A 19,618-nucleotide genomic window follows, 5' to 3' on the forward strand; every position below is an offset into this window, starting at 1 on the left:
ATGTTCTCTGAAAACAAAAAAGAAAAACAAGCTATTGAAGGCAGCTCTAACCAAAATAACGTTGCCCAAGGCACCAAAATAGTGGGCGATTTTAATAGTGAAAGCGATTTTAGAATAGATGGCACCATTGAAGGAAATATTAAGACCACAGGAAAAATTGTAGTCGGTAAATCAGGTTTTGTAAAAGGAAATTTGCAAGGTACAGACGCCTATTTTGAAGGTAAGTTTTCAGGCAAATTGTCTTTATCTGGCACTTTAACTTTAAAAAAGGACGCGCATATAGAAGGCGAAGTGGTAGTTGGAAAACTATCGGTAGAGCCTGGAGCAAATTTTAATGTAAAGTGCATTATGAAAGGTACGGTTAAAGAAATGAATAAAGGTGGAGAGCAGCAACAACAAGAAACCGGGAAAACAGCTTAAAAATGCCGCTGTGCTTATGGGAATTGCTATTCAAATGGGTATAACCATCTATTTGTTTGTACTTCTTGGTAAATTTTTAGACACAAAATATAACCATGGCGATAAACTTTATATCATAATTATGACGCTTTTGGGTGTGGGAATTTCACTGTATGCGGTTATAAAACAAGCCAATAGAATCAAGTATTAATGAGTAATCCTTTTTTAAGCTTTGCCATAAAAGCCATTGTTTTTTTGGCCATTGTTTTTTTTGTGCATATTGCCGTTTTAAGCACTTTAAACCTTCCGCTGTTTGAAAACAGAATCCTACTGTCCTATACTGTAAACTTAATATTGGTAATATTGGTTTTTGGCGTATTGTATCATTTAAAGGAAAAATATAAAAGCCAACTGGGGTTTTTATTTTTGTTTGGGAGTTTTTTGAAATTCGCCGTTTTCTTCGCCGTTTTTTATCCTTTCTACAAGTTGGACAATACGATCAACAGATTAGAATTTGCCTCATTTTTTGTGCCTTATGTTTTTGGTTTGGCATTAGAGACATTCAGTTTGAGCAAATGGCTGAACAAATTGGAATAACGTGAATAATGGATAGCCCTATTGAGCCGAAAATGTCCCCTCCCCAGCCCTAAAGGGTAATACATTTTCTACATTTAAGGAATTTTTCCAACCTTTTGGGAGGGGAAAAATAAAAATTCAACCTTAATTTTATTACCCGTTATTCACGTTGGAATAAGTTCGCAAAAATTTAAATCAATAAAAGTTCAGATTGAATTATCATCTTGCTGAAAAACAATTTTTTACGTTTCGCATAACGGGTTTAAAATGGCGTTAAAATACTTGAATAAAATAAAATTAAAAATTGTTTTTGTTTTTGAGATAAAAACATAACTTTGCACCGATTTTAAGGACACCATTAATAGGTCTAAAATGCAAAGAAAAATACAGACTAGATTACTTTTACTTTTCTTTACGGCAACAACCTTCTTTGGTTTTGCTGGTGAACTGAAAAAAGATTCAGATCAAAACAACGATACCAAAACGTCCAGAAAACAAGAAGTGAAAGAAGAAGTTACACATCACTTGTTGGATTCCCATGACTTTGGGATTTATTCATATACGGATGACGAAACTGGAGAAGTGCATCATGTAGGTTTTCCTCTTCCAATCATTTTATGGGATGATGGCCTGAAAGTTTTTTCAAGCTCAAGGTTCCACCACGGTGAAAAGGTTGCCGAGGTTGAAGGCGACTACTACAAAATAGATCATGGCAAAATTTACAGAACAGATGCTTCTGGAACCATCAAATACAATGAAGAAGGGCATGCTACCAATGAGAAGCCTTTAGATGTTTCCATAACAAAAGGGGTGTTCATGATGTTGGTCACAGCTGTTTTAATGTTTTTTCTATTCAGGGGTTTGGCAAAAAGCTATGCTAAAACCAGAGGGATAGCTCGAGGGGTTGGAAGATTTTTTGAACCCATAGTTATCTATATAAGAGATGATATTGCCATTGCGAATATTGGTGAGAAAAAATACAAAAAGTACATGCCGTTTTTATTGACCATATTTTTCTTTATATGGTTTTTGAACATGTTCGGGCTAACACCTTTTGGAGTTAATGTTACTGGCAATATTGCCGTAACAACTGCTTTGGCAGCCATTGTGTTCTTTATTACCACGTTTACAGGAACAAAAGATTACTGGAAGCATATTTTTGATCCATTGGGTGATGGCATGCCCTGGATTGGGAAAATAATCATATACATTGTATTGGTGCCAATTGAGATTTTAGGGTTGTTCATCAAGCCATTCGCACTATTGATACGTTTGTACGCAAATATGACCGCGGGCCACGTAGTGCTTGGCAGTTTATTGGGCTTGATCTATATTTTCCAAAACTGGATAGGCGGCACCTTGTCATTTGGGTTGGCATTTGCAATTTCGTTGATTGAATTTTTTGTAGCACTTTTACAGGCCTATATATTTACGATTTTGGCAGCCCTTTATTTTGGATTTGCAAGTGAAACGCACGAACATGCCCAAGAGCACGAAGGGGAGGCACAACACTTATAAAGTTAATGCAGGCTCAAATTGTGGAGCTTTTTGGAACAGAATGTTTAATTTTTAATTATATATATATTATGGAAATTCCAAGTGTAATAGGCGCAGGACTAGCGGTTATCGGTGCCGGTATCGGTATCGGTATGATCGGGGGTAAAGCTATGGAGGCTATTGCTCGTCAGCCTGAGGCTTACGGTAAGATTCAAACGGCGATGTTGATTGCAGCAGCTCTTATTGAAGGTATTGGTTTCGCAGCTATTTTTGCTGGGTAATCAAAACAAAACACACACTATTGTAACGGTTGGTTGCAATAGTGTGTTGTATTATAATGTAAATTAAAAGTATAATATAAACAGCCCCTAAAAGGGTGCGATACTATGGATAAATTAATAAACGAGTTTTCAGTCGGGTTGTTCTTTTGGGATGTATTGATCTTCATCTTGTTACTGTTGGTACTTCGCAAGTTTGCATGGAAACCAATTTTAAATGCCGTTAATGACCGAGAAGAGGGCATTAAAAACGCATTGGATTCCGCTGAAAAAGCAAAACTGGAAATGCAAAACCTTCAGGCTGATAACCAAAAGTTATTAAAAGAAGCAAGAGCAGAGCGTGAAAGCATGTTGAAGGAAGCGCGCGATATCAAAAACAAAATGATTGAAGATGCCAAAGGCGAAGCGCAAGTACAAGCTAATAAAATGATTTCGCAAGCACAGGCTGCTATTGAAAGTGAAAAGAAAGCAGCTATTGCCGAATTAAAAACGCAAGTGGCAAATTTATCCATTGAAATTGCAGAAAAAGTGGTACGCGAAGAATTATCTAACAAAGACAAGCAAATTAAATTGGTGGAGTCTATGTTAGGCGAAGCAAAGTTAAACTAAAAATCAAAATTAGATTTGAACGTCTAGTATCTAGCGTCTAAAGTCTAAAGTCTAAAAATATGGCAGGATCAAGAGCAGCAATACGTTACGCAAAAGCAGTTTTAAGTTTGGCATCCGACAGAAAATCGGCAGATGCTGTTAATGCTGACATGAAATTAATAGCGAACACCATTGCACAAAGTAAAGACTTGAGCGAAGCGCTTCAAAGTCCTGTAATAAGTCCGGCAGTTAAAAAATCTGTTTTATTGGAAGTTTTCAAAAAATCAGACAAAACAACCTTAAGCTTAATAGATATTTTAATCTCGAATAACCGAATTGCTATTTTAGGGGGTGTAGCTGTTAAATACAACCAATTGTTCGACCAGTCAAACGGTATTGAACTTGCCACTGTAACAACGGCCATTCCTTTAACTGATGATTTAAAGAAAAAAGTGCTGGCAAAAGCTAAACAATTAACAGGAAAAGACATTGAAGTAGAAAGCATTGTAGATGAAAGCATTTTAGGAGGCTTCATTTTAAGAATAGGTGATATTCAATACAACGCAAGTATATCAAACCAATTGGGTAAATTAAAAAGAGAATTTTCATTAAACTAAATATGTTGGATTAGATGTCTAACATCTAATATCTAACATCTTATATCTAAAAAAAGATGGCAGAAGTAAAACCAGCTGAAATATCAGCAATCTTAAAGCAACAACTATCAGGTTTCGAGGCAAGTGCTTCATTGGATGAGGTAGGAACTGTATTAACCGTAGGTGATGGTATTGTACGTGCTTACGGATTGGCTAACGCGCAATATGGTGAGTTAGTTGAATTTGAAGGCGGCTTGGAAGGTATCGTACTTAACCTTGAAGAAGATAACGTTGGTATTGTACTACTAGGTGTTTCAGTGGGTGTTCGAGAAGGATCTACTGTAAAACGTACCGGTCGTATTGCTTCAGTCAATGTTGGTGAAGGTATTGTTGGTCGTGTGGTGGACACATTAGGGACACCAATTGATGGTAAAGGTCCTATTTCTGGAAAAACCTACCAAATGCCTTTAGAGCGTAAAGCTCCAGGCGTTATATTCCGTGAGCCAGTTACCGAGCCATTGCAAACAGGTATCAAGTCTATCGATGCGATGATTCCTGTGGGCCGTGGGCAACGTGAGTTGGTTATTGGCGACCGTCAAACCGGTAAAACAGCGGTTTGTATTGACACCATCTTAAACCAAAAGGAATTTTACGATGCAGGAAAACCTGTATATTGTATATATGTTGCCGTTGGCCAAAAAGCATCAACCGTAGCTTTAATTGCTAAAACTTTAGAAGAAAAAGGTGCTTTGGCCTATACTACAATAATAGCAGCTAATGCATCAGATCCTGCGGCCATGCAAGTATATGCACCGTTTACTGGAGCTTCTATTGGAGAGTATTTTAGGGATACCGGTCGTCCAGCGTTAATTATCTATGATGATTTATCAAAACAAGCGGTTGCATACCGTGAGGTATCTTTATTATTACGTCGTCCACCAGGACGTGAGGCGTATCCTGGAGACGTTTTCTATTTACACTCCCGTTTATTGGAGCGTGCTGCAAAAATAATCAATAATGATGATATTGCTAAAAATATGAACGATTTGCCAGATTCATTAAAACCTTTGGTTAAAGGAGGCGGTTCATTAACGGCATTGCCAATTATTGAAACACAAGCGGGTGATGTTTCTGCATATATCCCAACAAACGTAATTTCCATTACAGATGGACAGATCTTTTTAGATGGCGATTTATTTAATGCAGGGGTTCGACCGGCAATTAACGTGGGTATTTCGGTATCGCGTGTGGGTGGTAATGCCCAGATCAAATCCATGAAAAAAGTTGCAGGTACTTTAAAACTGGACCAAGCGCAATATCGTGAGTTGGAGGCTTTCGCTAAATTTGGATCGGATTTGGATGCGGTTACTTTAAACGTCATCGAAAAAGGAAAACGTAACGTGGAGATTTTGAAACAAGCCCAAAACGATCCATTTAAAGTGGAGGATCAAGTTGCCATTATTTATGCAGGATCTAAAAACTTATTAAGGGATGTGCCTGTTGAAAAAGTAAAAGAATTTGAACATGATTATATCGAATTCTTAAAAGCGAAACACAGTAACGTTTTAGCAGATTTAAAAGCAGGAAAATTAACGGATGAGATTACTGATACATTAACAGCTGTAGCTAAGGATTTATCAGGGAAGTATAGAAAATAGTATCAAGTAGAAAGTACAAAGTACAAAGTACAAAGTAGAAAGTACAAAGTATTAAGTATTAAGTAGAAAGTACAAAGTATTAAGTATTAAGTAGAAAATATTAAGTAGAAAATATTAAGTAGAAAATACAAATCGTAAATTTCAGAAAATATGTTGTTGGTCTTAATACTGACATCTTAATACTTAATACCAACATCTTAATACTTAATACCAACATCTTAATACTTAATACTGACATCTTAATACTTAATACTGACATCTTAATACTTAATACCAATAAAAAATGGCTAATCTTAAAGAAATACGTAACAGAATTACATCGGTATCTTCAACGATGCAGATTACCAGTGCCATGAAAATGGTATCGGCCGCAAAACTGAAGAAGGCACAAGATGCTATTACAGCAATGCGTCCTTATGCAGACAAGTTAACCGAACTTTTACAAAATTTAAGCGCCACTTTAGATGTTGATTCTGAAAGTGAATTTTCAACACAGCGAGAGGTTAAAAAAGTGCTTTTAGTAGTAATTACGTCTAATCGTGGGCTGGCAGGAGCGTTTAACTCAAACATTGTTAAGGAAGTTAACATGCTAGCTTCCAAAAAATATGCGAACCAAGAAGTATCGTATATAGCCATTGGCAAAAAAGGAAACGATGCCTTTAAGAAAACCACGAGGGTGGTAGCCAACAGCAGTGAGGTGTACGACGATTTAACTTTTGATAATGTTGCTGAAATCGCTGAAATGTTAATGGAAAAATTTGTTGCTGGCGAATTCGATAAAATTGAAATCGTTTACAACAAATTTAAAAATGCCGCGACGCAACAAGTCATGACCGAACAGTTTTTACCTATTGTTCCAGTTGAAGGAAGCGTGAATACGAATGCAGATTATATTTTTGAACCAGCAAAGGTGGAAATTGTTGAGCAACTCATACCAAAATCCTTAAAAACACAATTGTATAAAAGTGTTAGGGATTCTTTTGCAAGCGAACACGGTGCGCGTATGACCGCCATGCATAAAGCAACAGATAACGCCACCGAGCTAAGAGATCAGCTTAAACTAACCTACAACAAAGCTCGACAAGCTGCTATTACCAACGAAATCCTTGAAATTGTTGGCGGCGCAGAGGCATTGAACAATTAGACTGGGCTTTTTGCAATGTCAAATGTTTTAAATGAGCGGAAGCGTTCAATAATTAAGAACCATATTCTCGCCATACCTTAATCGAAAAATGGAAATAATATTCAGCCTCACTTTAAGTGAGGCTTTTTTCGTATTTTAATATCTAAAATAATCGATTAAAAGCTTATTTTAATCGATTAAAAGTTATTTTATTTAAATTTTATAAAGACAAAGTAGTGTAAATAGTAAGAAAATAATATATTGGTATCTAAAAATTTACAAATTTAATTTACATCAATATGAAAAAAATTACTTTTTTACTTTTAATTACAGTTTTACTACTTTTTTCAAATAAAGCTGATGCCCAAACATTGACTTTTACGTCTGATGGCGGTACCGTTTGGGACGATGGAATTGCGAATGATGGCGAAGGAGGTTCCACTGATATTTCAGGATTGGTTATTGAGATATTCAATGTAGATGATGCTTTAACCAATATAGGTGAACTGGAATGGAAATCTGCAGCGGATTTGGCCAATAGCAATCTATTCCCAGGACTTACCACTTTCGTTGGTCCATCTGGTGCCAATGGTTGGAAAGGTCAAACTATTAAGGAAGCTTCAGGGAATGAATTTCAAATAAATGGTTTTGAATGGTATGATTGGGGTAACAATAATAGTCAACCAATGACTGTAATAGGATTTAAAAATGGCTCTGAGGTTGCATCAACAGCTTTTACAGGAAACAGTAACCCTAATAGTGTCGTTGTATCTTTAGGTCCCGATTTTGATGATGTAGATGAAGTGAGAATTATAACTACCGATGGAACGGGTAGTACTTATCCCTCCATAAATAATATTGAAATTGCAGATACTGTTTTAAGTTCAGAAAGCAACACATTGATAAGTTCAAAAGTATTCGCTAACAACAAGAAATTCGTTTCCAATGAAAACCAAATTTATTTGGAAGTATATAACTTGTTAGGACAAAAATTGGAAAACTACAATTTATGTAGGGGAATTTATATTATAAAGGCAACACTAAAAGATAAAAAGACAGCAGTGTTTAAAAGTTATCTAAAATAAAATAACCGAATGTTTTATAAATCAAACCTCACATCAAGTGAGGTTTTTGTATGGCATTGATTTTGGGATGGTATCATTATTACATTCAATTTTAAAGATTTAAAATCTGATACTGATTTTTGCGTATTCAGTATGCAATAGTTTCACTAATTTTTGTGGAAAATCATTGCGAAGCAATAAAAACCCGTGAAATCCGTGTCTAATTTATCGATTTTTATTGGTGGCTGAATAGTTACGGGTTGACTAAAAACTACGCTCTTAATGGTTTTTAGCTTCCGTACAATTGAAAGGATTCTAAATATGTGAGTTGACTTCGTCCAACCTGAAGGTTCTCCACAGCGTTCGAAACGGCTTATTGAACGCTAAAAGTTTTATAGAAAAGATTAAGTGGATTGAAAGAGAATAAAAGCCAGTACTAAAACACTCATTGGCAACAATAAGAGCAACCAGATATTATACTGTGGTTTTGCTTTTTTGTTCATTTTGGCGTTTATCATCATGCGCCTTTTGCCTGTGTACTGCATCCAATTTTTAAAAAACAGAAACCCCGAAGCCAAAACAAAAAGTGCCCATGCTTTTTGGTTGCTCATGGTAGTCATGTTCATTTGATTAAAAAACTTAGCAAAGAAAACTCCTAAAAGCAATAACAAGGCACATTGCAATACCGATACATACAGTATGGCAATATCGATAGAGTTTTGTTTGTATTTGGGTTTGAAATAAGTGAAAATATTGTAGAATAGGATGTCGAAGGTGTTCATTTTTTGGGTTTCAATCTAAAAATAAGTGTTTACGGCAAATTCAAATTGAGTAATGAAAATGGCTTTAAAGTTTGAAATATTGTTCTGTTCGTAAAACAACAACATGGCTTTTTTATAGCCTATGGAATCTACGGTACGAAACGATAAAGGACAATGGTTCTCGCTCATTAACAAGGCATTGCTTACTATTCTTGCGGTTCTTTTATTGCCATCCATAAACGGTTGGATATAAGAAATCAGTACCAATGCCAATAAGGCTTTTTCAAAAACATTTTCTTTTTTATTGATGACCTCACAGCTATTTTTCAAAGCTTCCAAAATTTGAAATTCATTATCAAGCGGACGGTAATTGGTTCCCGAAATACCAATACGTCGTTTTCTTAAATTTCTTTCAACCCCCAATTCCTTTATCAAAATACTATGGATATCCTCAATTTTTGATACCGTTAATGGATTCAAATAGTTGGTGTTCCCAATTATAAAATCCAATGCATCTTTGTGGTTTAAAAGCATAACGGCTTCTTCCTTTGTTTTTCCAGATGCCGTTTCCTTTTCTTTTAATAACCGTTCCGTTTCCAATAGCGAATAGGTATTACCTTCAATTTGAGATGATTTCCAACTTAAATCAATCGCTAATCGTTCAAGTTCCATTTTATACTCGTTTTCAGTAAGTTGAGAACTATTCGATATGTATTTGTTTTGAAGTGTTTTAAGTTTTTCCAATTCATTTTTAGTGAATACACTGTGATTGCTTAAAATGCCTGTAATTATCTGAAAGTTGAAACTTTCTATTATGTCCCTTGCATCAATCTCATTTTCATAATATGTGTCAACATCAATGGGTTGTACTAACTCATAAACGGGAGAAATAAAATACTTCGTACCTTTTCCTTTTCCTTCGGTTATAATATAATTTTCTGAAACTAATTTGCTTAAAACCCGCTTTAGGGTAGCATAACTGGAAGTAGATGGCAGATTATCATATACCTCTTTGGAAGAACTGTTTTCGTTATTTTTTATAAATTGAACTATTTCAAGTTCTCTTTCTGTAAGCATTTCGATTTTTTAAGCTCACTAATTTACTATTTTTGGCTCAATAAATGATTTTTTTGAGCTTTATTTAAGTTTTGCGTGAGCTAGAATTAGTTTTTAAAAAAGATCATATCGATAAATCTACTCATTCTCATCTAAATATTTCAAAATAGTTTTTCATCTTTTTACACTAAAACATCAAGGCGTATAATCAATACTAACCTCATCCAATTCATACACCCCATCAAACGATTCTTGTCCGCTTCCTGTATATTTAAAAGCAATGTGTATGGTTCCGGTAGCACAAGTTAAATCGACATTTCCAGAGTTAAACCAAGGCACAAACGAATCGGAATCTTTCACAATGTAAGCTGCAGAAAGCACGCCCCAAGTTGCCGTTTTAATATTTGCCTGTGTGCCATCCCAATTTAAAGAATACAACACCTCCATAAAACTGCTATCGGCTAAACTGTTGGAGGTTTTGAACCTAAGTGTTACCCCATTTTTTCCTGTTAAATCAAGGGCTGGGGTTATCAACCATGCCATATTGCTCACATCGCCAGAACTGGCGGTTTGTACCCTAGCCGAGCGTGTTCCCAAAGACGCATTGGTTGATACCGATGAAAAAGCCTCCCACCCTTCGGTGCCTGCTTCTATATGATTGGTCCAGCCATTGCCGGTTATCAATCTGTTGTTTGTTTGCGTTTCGAAGTTTTCATAAAATAAATTGGTGGTGCCGTAAGTTGCCGCTAATCCGCAATTCAGTTCCAAGGGGTCGCAACGTTGTTGGCCATCAAAATTAATATCGGAAGTACTGTTAATCATCAGCACATTAAACGCATCACGGAAATCCCTGCCAAAAATACCCTGTATCGTGCCTTTGCCTTGCGGAATGGGTAAGGATTTAAAATCGGCAAACGTACTGGTTTGCATCAAAATAGATACTTTATTATCGCAGCTTTCTAAAAAACGAAACCCATCAAACTCATCGATAGATTCTCCTGCGTAAGTGGATGCCAAATCAAACCGATTCACTTGCATATTGTTTAATTGGATCAGGGTGTTTTCGTCTTTACCGGTTAAATCCTGGATGTTGGCAATTTTAGGCGTTAGTGTTGCTACCTCTGTCCCTCTTTTAATGATATTGCGAAACTCGGACGCCTGAATTTGTTTTACTTGGTTAGAATCGCCCTTACCAATGGATATCACGCCGTTGGACAAACCAATGGTCAAACCATTCATTTTTACATACACTTTTCTGCCAATTTCAAAGGTATTGTAAAGACTACTGGCGTTTATTTCTATTTTTAGTCCTAAACGTGGGTCGTTATCGGGGTCGCTATCATCCATTTTATTTTGGATGATGAGTTCTTCAAAAAAATTACCGCCTTTATCACTGGAAATAACGTAGCCTTCAATATATAAATCCTGTTCATCCCTAATTAAAACGGTGGCATTTCCGCCATTAACCGCTTGTTCATAACGCTCCACAACCGCTTTAAAAGTGGTGATACTATTTGCTGGAATATTGGGTTCTTTAATACTTGTATCCGGAACCGAATAATCATCGTCTTGCACACAAGCCGTTAAGCTGATAGCAATTGGAATGGCTATTAAAAATTTATTCATGCTTTTCATCATACCGTTATTTTAAAATCTATAATTTACATTTACAAAATAGGTGGCGCCTCTGCCATACCAATATTTTGAACCGAAAACAGGTTTGTCCAATGCCTTGTCGTTTTTTAATTCCCTGAAATTGGCGTTTCTGGATTGCTCAAATCCGCCCGTTTTATACGCTTCATCCAACAGATTATTCACACTTACAAACAGCCCAATATACTTGCTGCCAATACGCCACGATTTACCGCCCGTAAGGTTTACAACCATGTAATAATCAAACCGTTCTTGCTTTAATAAGGCTTTGGCAAGTGTTTCATCATAATCATTAAAAGGCTGTCCGTCAACATCGGTATTAAAATTGGAGCTTCTGGTTAGCGGGCTGATATCAATGTAGGTGTTACTAAAAAAGTTTGCCGTTGCACCAAACCACCAATAATCGGGGTCGCGGTATTCAAACCCCACAGAATAGGCGGTTTGCGGGCCCACAGCCAGTTTGTAGTTTTTTAAATTGGCTTTTCCTAAATATACATTGGTAAAATCTTCGGACGATAAATACAAATCGGGATTGTTATCATAGGTAAACTGCCCCATAGCCAATGCGCCTTTAAGTTTAATGCCTGTGGTTACTTGCGCCTCCACACCCAATTCAGCACCAAAATGTTTCTTTTCAATGCCTTGAAGAATTTCTTGTACAAAATTAGCTTCTTCATTAAAACCGTTTTCCGTAAACGCATTGATAGCACCAATACCATCGGCAAAGAAAAATGAGATTTCGTTGGCATCCTTTATTTGGGTGTAATAGCCTGTAAGTTTCGCTTTTACCATAGATGACCTAAAAATATAACTGGCATCGATACTGCTTATTTTTTCTTCGGAAATATTAGGAACTACATTGTGGTTTTCCCTTGAATTTGAGTATGTATTTTGAATGGATGGCGCTTTTGATATGTATCCTAAATTGATGTCAAATACGTGTTTCCCTGAGATTTTATACGTCGCCCCTGTTTTAGCACCAAAACCTAAAAAGTCCATTTTTTTCCCTTTTCCGAAAGATGCCGTTCCTGGGAATGATCCGTTTTCAAAAATGCCTTCTCTTTGATAACTTGTATTCGTGACGCTTCCTGCAACATAAAAATCCACTTTATTATATTTGAATTGTGCTTGTGAATACCCACCAATAACGGCTGCATTCAAAATATAATTGTATTTAAACGTGTCCCCGACACCAACGATTCTGTTCGGGTTTAATAAGTCATTTTGAATAGCATCAGGGTTGTTTACAAAATCGTTGGCATACCCATCTACATCTAAATAACCGTTAGCACCCAATAAATCCAGCACCTTTGCATAGTTTTCAGACTTTAATGTTTTATAATTTACGGATGCGTTAAAAATGATATGATCGGTTATTTGGGAATTTAGCGTAGCATTAAATGTTAATAGTTTATCATCTATGCGGTCTTCATACAATGCGTAAATAGCATTACCGCCTTGTGCCGTATTACTAATATTGGCACTGTATAAGTCGTTCCAATTAATTTGTCCGTCGTCTAAAAACTCATGTTCCGCTATATAAGCAAAACCCAGATCGTTAGGAAAATTCCGCTCAAAATAACTTGGTAGTTTTTGATAATAGGTCGCACTGGGGTTGGAGCCGCCGCCTTCGGGATAGCCATTTACCAAATCGGTGCCATTATAATCCAATCGGCTGTTTCCCTGTTTCCCAAATTGGTAGGCTATGGCGTTGGTTAACGATGTTTTTTTGTTGAAATCCCAATAATGATTTAAAACCATAATAGGCTCATCAACTTCTTTCATTCTAGAATTTCGTTTTTTGCCTTCCTGCCATCCCCAATATTCATTGTACTTAATACCTTTTAAATCGTACACTTCTTGGGTGTTTGGTGATGACTTTCCGCGTCTGTTTGGTGCGTAAATACCCGTAAAGTTGATACTGTGTTTCTCATTGATTTTCTTTTCTACGGAAGCAAAAAACGAATTGGAATCATAAAGCGTGGCGTCTTGATAGCCTTCATTACCCCAACGCCTGCCCAAGGAAATAGCAAAAGCCCAATCGTTTTTCAATAACCCCGATGCGTAGGTTGCCATCAATCGGTTGGTATAACTTCTATTGGATGATGAATAGGTAATTCGGCTCCCGCTTCGGTAACTTGAGGCTTTGGTGCTGATATTGGTAGAGCCCAAAACACCCCCAAAATTATAGTTGGAAGGCGTTAAGCCTGTGGTAAGTTCCTGGTTTCGCAGCACATCGTTCATGCCTCCCCAATTGCTCCATTGTGGGCGCCCATTGAACAGTTTATTCATTTCAATACCATTGATCAACACCAAACCGTTATCGGAATCCAGCCCGCGCATTCTAAAAAATGAGGGACTAAACTCGAAAGCCGCGGTGCGCAGGAACACGTCGAGCGACGATTGCAATAGTCCAGAAATATTGTCGATGCCACCAATGTCACTGTCCAGTTCATCATCCGAGAGCATGATGTTAAATAAATCTGGGACTTGTGAAAGGTCTTCTTCCAAAGTCATATCCGAAATATCAACCGTTCTAAATTCATTGACTACAATAGGAAACCTTTTGGTAATGAATCCTTCTTTGGAAATTTTTAAAATTTGTTCCCCCAATGGCACATCTACATTAAATATAAACGCACCATCACTATTTGTTAGCGTAGATTGATTGGTTTCTTCAATAGTTATAACAACATTAGCGATAGGCTCAAAAGTAATTCTATCTTTTACGCTTCCCTTAATAATGGTTTGCTGCGCCGATACTATTAAAACGGTAAACATTCCGAAGAAAATAAATAACCACTTTTTAATACGATTCATATTAACATATTACTTTTATAAATGCCTGATATGTTGTTTAATAAAACTAATTTACATTTTTTTCTAATTAATATTTATTTTTTACTAACTTTTGTAAGAAAATAATTGACACGTAAATATATTTCTAATGAACTACTTAAAATTTTTAATCGTAACGCTATGTTCATGTATCCTCATGAAGCTTCATGGGCAGGAAAAAAAATCATATAAAATACATACCATCGCCTTTTATAACTTAGAAAACCTGTTTGATGCTGTAAACGACCCCAATAAACTTGATGAGTCGAGCCCGATCATGGAATTGAAAACAAATCGTGAAGAAATTTATAAAAAGAAGGTAAAAAACATGGCGCGCGTTATTGCTGATGTTGGACTGGAAGTTACAAACAATGCCCCTGCTATAATAGGTATCTCTGAAGTTGAAAACCGTGAAGTTGTTGAAGATGTCATCAATGATCCGCTATTGCGCGATAAAAACTACGGCATCGTGCATTACGATTCGCCAGACCTAAGAGGGATTGACGTGGCTTTACTGTATCAAAAAAAACTGTTTAAACCCATTAGCACCAGTAGCCATGAGTTGAAAATTTATGACCAAAGTACCAGAAAACGGATGTACACCCGAGACCAATTGTTGGTAAGTGGTGAGTTGGAAGGCGATCTCATTCACATTATTGTGAACCACTGGCCTTCTAGAAGTGGTGGCGAAGAAAAAAGTGCCCCCAACCGAAAAGCTGCTGCCAATTTATGCAAACATTTGGTGGATTCGTTGCAAGTAATTGACCCTTACGCCAAAGTTTTTATATTGGGCGATTTGAATGACAACCCAACGGATTCCAGTATTAAAGAAGGTTTAAAAACTGAAAATAACAGAAAAAATGTGGGTTTAAAAGGCATTTACAATCCTTATGAGAATTACTTTAAAGATGGCTTGGGCACGACGGCATATAGAGATGCTTGGAGTTTATTTGACCAAATAATGCTAACGAAACCTCTGCTGGAAAAAGATTATACGTCGTTCCGCTTTTATAAGGCCAATATTTACAACAAAAACTATTTAATGGATAAATCCGGAACTTATAAAGGGTATCCCAAACGAAGCTTTTCGTATGGAGGGTTTACCGATGGTTTTAGCGACCATTTCCCGGTGTATGTGTATGTTATTAAGGAAAGTAGCCCCTCTGATTCAAGATAACTATTTAGAATTTATAATAGCTATTTCACAGAGAAGGCACGGGTTTTTTATGTAATGGCGCGCGAAGTCGCAAAGGCGCAAAGTTGTGCGGAAAAAAATACTTGCTCTAATTATAGATTTTGGTCACTATTAAAACTCTCCTTCTTTTTTTTCAAGGAGGAGTGGATTTGGTTTCCCGGAAAGAAACCAAAGACGAGGTGGTTAAATTAGGGGTTTACTTTTATTTCTTGCTCTTCACGCAAAAAGAATCAATTGTACCGCAGATGTTTTAAGGAATTTCATAAAAAAAAATTTCCATCAATGGCAGGAGAACCAAAAAGATTGGGGTTGGGTTGTTCCACAGGGTTTCACAGAGTTTTTTTTAAAGTATTTCAAAAAAAAAGGCTTAACTCTTGATTCTATAAATTTAACCAAGCGCTCCAAGGAATTCTTGACAAGAATAATAGTAAAGCAATGGTATAAAAAACCGCTATTGGTTTTAATTTTGCTTGTGAAGTCAATTTCTTTTTATGTTTGGAATAGCCAATGGTTATTAAAGCAACCGCTATAATGTTTACCAAGGGGTGTTCTACTAAATACAATCTAGCTAAAGAATTTTTCATGACCTCGCCACCCAACTCGCTCCACAAATTAAATCTTGGAGACACAAAATAAAGTATCAACCCGATAAGTAATTGAATATGCGATACTATTAAGGTAAAAAGTGATATTCTAAAATCTTTAGCGGTGTATTCTTTATTGCCAAATACTTTCATTAAAGCATTTACTACTGCAATAATTAAAATTAAAAGCACCAAGTAAGCCCAATAAGAGTGCGCATTTTTTACAATTTCGTACATGATTTACTATTTAAAAATTTCGATTAACAAATGTAACAATTAAAAGCATAAAAAAACCGCTTCAATCCCATTAGTTATCGGGGGAAGCGGTTAAATTTTATAATTTGAAGTACGATTGAAATTTAGAAGCTATATCTCAATCCTGCTTGCATTTGCCATCTGGATGACTGTAAACCGGAATCATCTATAACATTTGTTGTTGCCGAAGTTCTTGCATCGTAATTAAACGTTGGTGTAGTACCATCTGCTTGAAAACCTGTAAAATCAAGTAATTGTACTTGGTTGAAGTTAGTAAATGTTCTTACACCCCAATCTTTATTAAGCAAGTTTGTGAAGTTAAATATATCAAATGTAAACTCAAATTTATGTACTTTTTTACCAATGTTAAACCCAAATTCTTGAGCAAATTTTAAATCCACTATATGGGTCCAATCAGATCTATCTGCATTACGTTCAGCAAAACTGCCTCTTCTGCTGCTTAAATATGCGTCACTTTCAATAAAAGCATTTAAAGAAGCCCACTGTTCTGTTGGTGTGGGTTGGCTTGGATCTATCTGACCTCTATTAGCACCCGAGGTAAATCTAAAAAAGTCCAATTGCGCCTCAGCTTCATTTCTAGGCACATAAATTAAAGCAGAATTTGACCCTGTATCATTTAACAAACCACTGCCTCTATAAACATAGCTAAACGGAGACCCTTCAGCACCTTCGTAGAACAACCCTAATCTTGTTTTAATATTCCCGGTCCATTTGTATTCCAACGTTACGTTTGAAATTATCCTGGCTCCCGGTGAAAAATCTGAAATTGATAAATCCGGTCTATTTGAACCATTCACGGTTTCTAAATTTCTCCATTGAGAACTGTTTTGAGAACTTGTACCATCAAGAATACCATCTGCTTTTCCATAAGAATAGGTGGCAGAAGTTCTAATATCCAATTTATCGGTTATAAAGTTTTTAGACAATGTACCACTTACATTATAAGAGTTCCCTTCCCCAGTATTATAGCCTAAATAAATGTCACTATAGGTATTGTCAACTTTAGCATTCGCATAATTTGGACGAGCGCCAGCCCCGGTAGTGGTAAATTGTGGGCCTTTTAGATTGATGTTTTCATAAGCTAATGCAGTAATATTATCGTTCCAGATGAAATCTGCTGAAAACACAAAACCTCCAGGCAATTTTTGGTCAACGGCAATATTCGTTTTAAAAACCTGTGGTAATTTAAAATCTTTAGCAAATAGATCTACCTGACCTCCAATAGTTCCGCTTCCAGGTGCTGGACTTGCATATTGGGTGTTTGGATCTGGGTTGAACGGACGCACACTGCTTCCCGTTAATTGTATATACCCTGCACTAAGCCCATTATTGTTATAAGCGGCACCTGGCCATACCAAAGGAATTCTTGAAGTAAATATCCCAAAACCACCCCTAATTTGTGTTTCCTTATTGTTTTTCACATCCCAATTGAATCCAATTCTGGGAGAAATATGGGCACTGGGGGCTATTGGCGCACCTACTCTAGCACCTCTTAAATCTTTGCCCGCAGCTTCTAACAATGCCACACTACGTGTATTGAAATCATCATTCGCCAATCCTTCTTCCCAATAAGGGATATCCACTCGAACACCAGCTGTTAATTTAAAGTTGTCAGCCATGTTCACTTCATCTTGAACATATAGCCCCAATTGGAAAATATTGAATTTTGCTGCCCCTTGAGAATCATCTCCAGTCCCACCAAGTAATGAATAGCCATATCTATATCTATTAGGCAGTGCATTGGTTAAGAAAGCATTCAGGTTACTAAATCTGTAATCGCCAAAATTTTGTCTAAAAAACACATTGTTTGCTGATGAAAACTCATTATTTGTACCAATGGTAACTGTATGCCTTCCTGAATAAATTTCAAAATTATCTGTTATGGTCAGCACTTTTTGCTCTAACAAATTAGCTGTTGAAAATGGTTCTGAACCAAAAAAGATAGAGGTCCCTGCAGCTGTTTGAATTTCAACAGATGGGAATGAAGCGCCTTGAGGATCTCTATCGTCATTAACTGTAGTATAGCCCACAACAAGGTTATTCGATAATTTTTGTCCAATTTTAGAGTTTAGCTCCAACGCTGTTGAATTGGTTATCGATTTAAAATTAATAGCTCTGTTCGAAAAGCTTATGGCACCGGTATTGGATGAAGGGGCGTCCAATTGCACCGCTTTAACATAACTATGCTTTAAAGACAATTTATTGTTATCGTTTATGTTCCAATCTATTTTAGCGATTAATTTGTCGCTTACCAACGAAGATGTGTTATTAGCATATCCACCGGCATCATAATTATAAGTATTCAATAAAAAATCTGAAAGTGTTTGCAATTCTGCTACTCTTTCGTTACCCCTAAAGGTAGTAATATCAAACGGTTGAGGGGTCTCATTATCTTGTCTTTCATAATTGACAAAGTAAAACAATTTGTCTTCTATAATGGATCCACCTACTCTTGCTCCGTAAGTTTTTGCAGAAAAATCGGCAAGTTTCTTTCTTTCACCATTCGAGCCTATAAGGCCTGTTGGTGTTTTACCAGCTAGATCTTGGTTTCTTAAAAAGCCATAAACAGATCCTTCAGTAGTGTTTGTACCAGACTTTGTAATGGCATTGATACTACCTCCCGCAAAACCAGATTGTCTTACATCAAATGGCGCTACGTTTATTTGAAAAGACTCAATGGCATCTAAAGATATGGGGCTTACCCCGGTTTGCCCACCATTGGTGCCGTTTCCAGCTAAACCAAACACATCATTGTTGACTGCACCATCAATATAGATAGCATTGTACCTATTATTTTGACCAGCGATTGAAATAACATCGTCTCCAGTAATTTTGGCTTGAGGAGTTAATCTAGCAAAATCTGCAATGTTTCTAGAGATGCTTGGAAGCGTATTAACTTGTCTTTGAGACACACGTGTTTCTGCACCTGTTCTTCCCGGATCAAAGGTGCCGTCTCCTAATGCGGTAATTACAACTTCATCTAAAACATTGGAATCCTCAGTAAGTTTTACACTTATTTTTCTTGTTTCCCCTAGTTGCAAATAAAAATTTTCAAGTTTGTATTCACGGTAACCTACATAAGTAATGGTAACGGTATAAGGCCCGCCGGTTCTCATGTTGGATATTCTATAATACCCATCAAAATCGGAAGCAGCCCCATAGGTTGTTCCAGATGATGTGTGCACTGCAACCACATTGGCACCTGGCAAAGGTTGGTTGTCGGCATCAAATACTTGTCCATTAACGGACGCTGTAGTAACACCTTGTGCCATTACTGTTAACGAAAACAGCATAAGCAGCGTTACAAATAAAAATTGTGTCGTTTTTTTCATAATTTTCAAAAGATTAATTAAATGACTTAGTCGGTGCAAAAATACATAGAATTAACTAATATATATTACGTAAATGTTAACAAATTTAACAATTGTTGATAAATTGAAAAAGACAATAAAGTTGCATACTTTATTGTCTTTTTA

Annotated in this window: 17 protein-coding genes; 11 read left to right on the top strand and 6 right to left on the bottom strand. The window is 36.5% G+C overall.

Features of this window, described 5'->3' with window-relative positions:
• From ACU1LP_RS06500 to ACU1LP_RS06545, 10 genes are all read left to right on the top strand, one after another.
• Positions 1-420 carry a bactofilin family protein gene (locus ACU1LP_RS06500; protein WP_445735881.1) on the top strand — a complete coding sequence of 140 codons (420 nt, stop codon included), beginning with the start codon at positions 1-3 and terminating at the stop codon, positions 418-420.
• Positions 421-436: 16 nt separating this feature from the next.
• Positions 437-610 (top strand): AtpZ/AtpI family protein, encoded by a 174-nt coding sequence (locus tag ACU1LP_RS06505; protein WP_445735882.1) that lies wholly within the window; start codon positions 437-439, stop codon positions 608-610.
• Positions 610-996, top strand: coding sequence for a DUF6168 family protein (locus ACU1LP_RS06510; RefSeq protein ID WP_445735883.1), 387 nt, complete (start codon positions 610-612; stop codon positions 994-996). The genes ACU1LP_RS06505 and ACU1LP_RS06510 overlap by 1 nt, the downstream gene beginning before the upstream one ends.
• A 351-nt stretch (positions 997-1,347) precedes the next feature.
• Positions 1,348-2,493 (top strand): F0F1 ATP synthase subunit A, encoded by a 1,146-nt coding sequence (atpB, locus tag ACU1LP_RS06515; RefSeq protein WP_445735884.1) that lies wholly within the window; start codon positions 1,348-1,350, stop codon positions 2,491-2,493.
• A 68-nt stretch (positions 2,494-2,561) separates the two neighbouring features.
• Complete coding sequence (atpE, locus tag ACU1LP_RS06520; RefSeq protein ID WP_089889166.1) at positions 2,562-2,753, top strand: ATP synthase F0 subunit C; 192 nt, start codon at positions 2,562-2,564, stop codon at positions 2,751-2,753.
• A gap of 105 nt (positions 2,754-2,858) precedes the next feature.
• A complete protein-coding gene (locus ACU1LP_RS06525) occupies positions 2,859-3,359 on the top strand; it encodes a F0F1 ATP synthase subunit B (protein WP_445734635.1) in 501 nt (166 codons plus the stop codon).
• A gap of 59 nt (positions 3,360-3,418) precedes the next feature.
• Positions 3,419-3,955 carry an ATP synthase F1 subunit delta gene (gene atpH, locus ACU1LP_RS06530; RefSeq protein WP_445735885.1) on the top strand — a complete coding sequence of 179 codons (537 nt, stop codon included), beginning with the start codon at positions 3,419-3,421 and terminating at the stop codon, positions 3,953-3,955.
• A 56-nt stretch (positions 3,956-4,011) separates the two neighbouring features.
• The gene (gene atpA, locus ACU1LP_RS06535; RefSeq protein WP_445735886.1) at positions 4,012-5,592 is read left to right on the top strand and encodes a F0F1 ATP synthase subunit alpha; all 1,581 of its coding nucleotides are present in this window, start codon (positions 4,012-4,014) and stop codon (positions 5,590-5,592) included.
• Positions 5,593-5,875: 283 nt separating this feature from the next.
• Complete coding sequence (gene atpG / locus ACU1LP_RS06540; protein WP_445735887.1) at positions 5,876-6,736, top strand: ATP synthase F1 subunit gamma; 861 nt, start codon at positions 5,876-5,878, stop codon at positions 6,734-6,736.
• Positions 6,737-7,014: 278 nt separating this feature from the next.
• Positions 7,015-7,800: a hypothetical protein gene (locus ACU1LP_RS06545; RefSeq protein WP_445735888.1), complete on the top strand. Its 786-nt coding sequence runs from the start codon at positions 7,015-7,017 to the stop codon at positions 7,798-7,800.
• Positions 7,801-8,183: 383 nt separating this feature from the next.
• Here the strand turns inward: ACU1LP_RS06545 and ACU1LP_RS06550 are convergent, their stop codons facing one another.
• The 4 genes from ACU1LP_RS06550 to ACU1LP_RS06565 form a co-directional block, all read right to left on the bottom strand.
• The gene (locus ACU1LP_RS06550) at positions 8,184-8,561 is read right to left on the bottom strand and encodes a hypothetical protein (RefSeq protein ID WP_445731149.1); all 378 of its coding nucleotides are present in this window, start codon (positions 8,559-8,561) and stop codon (positions 8,184-8,186) included.
• A gap of 15 nt (positions 8,562-8,576) precedes the next feature.
• Positions 8,577-9,617 carry a Fic family protein gene (locus ACU1LP_RS06555; RefSeq protein WP_445731148.1) on the bottom strand — a complete coding sequence of 347 codons (1,041 nt, stop codon included), beginning with the start codon at positions 9,615-9,617 and terminating at the stop codon, positions 8,577-8,579.
• A 174-nt stretch (positions 9,618-9,791) separates the two neighbouring features.
• Positions 9,792-11,222, bottom strand: a complete 1,431-nt coding sequence (locus ACU1LP_RS06560; RefSeq protein WP_445735889.1) for a DUF5689 domain-containing protein — start codon at positions 11,220-11,222, stop codon at positions 9,792-9,794.
• A gap of 21 nt (positions 11,223-11,243) precedes the next feature.
• Positions 11,244-14,069 (bottom strand): carboxypeptidase regulatory-like domain-containing protein, encoded by a 2,826-nt coding sequence (locus ACU1LP_RS06565; RefSeq protein ID WP_445735890.1) that lies wholly within the window; start codon positions 14,067-14,069, stop codon positions 11,244-11,246.
• Positions 14,070-14,196: 127 nt separating this feature from the next.
• Here ACU1LP_RS06565 and ACU1LP_RS06570 point away from each other — a divergent pair, with 127 nt between their 5' ends.
• Positions 14,197-15,264 (top strand): endonuclease/exonuclease/phosphatase family protein, encoded by a 1,068-nt coding sequence (locus ACU1LP_RS06570; protein WP_445734320.1) that lies wholly within the window; start codon positions 14,197-14,199, stop codon positions 15,262-15,264.
• Between the two features lie 398 nt (positions 15,265-15,662).
• Here ACU1LP_RS06570 and ACU1LP_RS06575 read toward each other — a convergent pair whose 3' ends face one another.
• Both ACU1LP_RS06575 and ACU1LP_RS06580 read right to left on the bottom strand, forming a co-directional pair.
• Positions 15,663-16,103, bottom strand: coding sequence for a hypothetical protein (locus ACU1LP_RS06575; protein ID WP_445734321.1), 441 nt, complete (start codon positions 16,101-16,103; stop codon positions 15,663-15,665).
• 122 nt (positions 16,104-16,225) lie between these two features.
• Positions 16,226-19,474: a TonB-dependent receptor gene (locus tag ACU1LP_RS06580; protein WP_445734322.1), complete on the bottom strand. Its 3,249-nt coding sequence runs from the start codon at positions 19,472-19,474 to the stop codon at positions 16,226-16,228.
• Positions 19,475-19,618: the final 144 nt, after the last annotated feature.

This window comes from Mariniflexile sp. (assembly GCF_052728615.1).

Excerpts from the sequence above, each read along its gene's own strand:
- ACU1LP_RS06500 (WP_445735881.1), top strand. The coding sequence starts at position 1 with ATGTTCTCTGAAAACAAAAAAGAAAAACAAGCTATTGAAGGCAGCTCT.
- ACU1LP_RS06505 (WP_445735882.1), top strand. The coding sequence starts at position 437 with ATGGGAATTGCTATTCAAATGGGTATAACCATCTATTTGTTTGTACTT.
- ACU1LP_RS06510 (WP_445735883.1), top strand. The coding sequence starts at position 610 with ATGAGTAATCCTTTTTTAAGCTTTGCCATAAAAGCCATTGTTTTTTTG.
- atpB (WP_445735884.1), top strand. The coding sequence starts at position 1,348 with ATGCAAAGAAAAATACAGACTAGATTACTTTTACTTTTCTTTACGGCA.
- atpE (WP_089889166.1), top strand. The coding sequence starts at position 2,562 with ATGGAAATTCCAAGTGTAATAGGCGCAGGACTAGCGGTTATCGGTGCC.
- ACU1LP_RS06525 (WP_445734635.1), top strand. The coding sequence starts at position 2,859 with ATGGATAAATTAATAAACGAGTTTTCAGTCGGGTTGTTCTTTTGGGAT.
- atpH (WP_445735885.1), top strand. The coding sequence starts at position 3,419 with ATGGCAGGATCAAGAGCAGCAATACGTTACGCAAAAGCAGTTTTAAGT.
- atpA (WP_445735886.1), top strand. The coding sequence starts at position 4,012 with ATGGCAGAAGTAAAACCAGCTGAAATATCAGCAATCTTAAAGCAACAA.
- atpG (WP_445735887.1), top strand. The coding sequence starts at position 5,876 with ATGGCTAATCTTAAAGAAATACGTAACAGAATTACATCGGTATCTTCA.
- ACU1LP_RS06545 (WP_445735888.1), top strand. The coding sequence starts at position 7,015 with ATGAAAAAAATTACTTTTTTACTTTTAATTACAGTTTTACTACTTTTT.
- ACU1LP_RS06550 (WP_445731149.1), bottom strand. The coding sequence starts at position 8,561 with ATGAACACCTTCGACATCCTATTCTACAATATTTTCACTTATTTCAAA.
- ACU1LP_RS06555 (WP_445731148.1), bottom strand. The coding sequence starts at position 9,617 with ATGCTTACAGAAAGAGAACTTGAAATAGTTCAATTTATAAAAAATAAC.
- ACU1LP_RS06560 (WP_445735889.1), bottom strand. The coding sequence starts at position 11,222 with ATGAATAAATTTTTAATAGCCATTCCAATTGCTATCAGCTTAACGGCT.
- ACU1LP_RS06565 (WP_445735890.1), bottom strand. The coding sequence starts at position 14,069 with ATGAATCGTATTAAAAAGTGGTTATTTATTTTCTTCGGAATGTTTACC.
- ACU1LP_RS06570 (WP_445734320.1), top strand. The coding sequence starts at position 14,197 with ATGAACTACTTAAAATTTTTAATCGTAACGCTATGTTCATGTATCCTC.
- ACU1LP_RS06575 (WP_445734321.1), bottom strand. The coding sequence starts at position 16,103 with ATGTACGAAATTGTAAAAAATGCGCACTCTTATTGGGCTTACTTGGTG.
- ACU1LP_RS06580 (WP_445734322.1), bottom strand. The coding sequence starts at position 19,474 with ATGAAAAAAACGACACAATTTTTATTTGTAACGCTGCTTATGCTGTTT.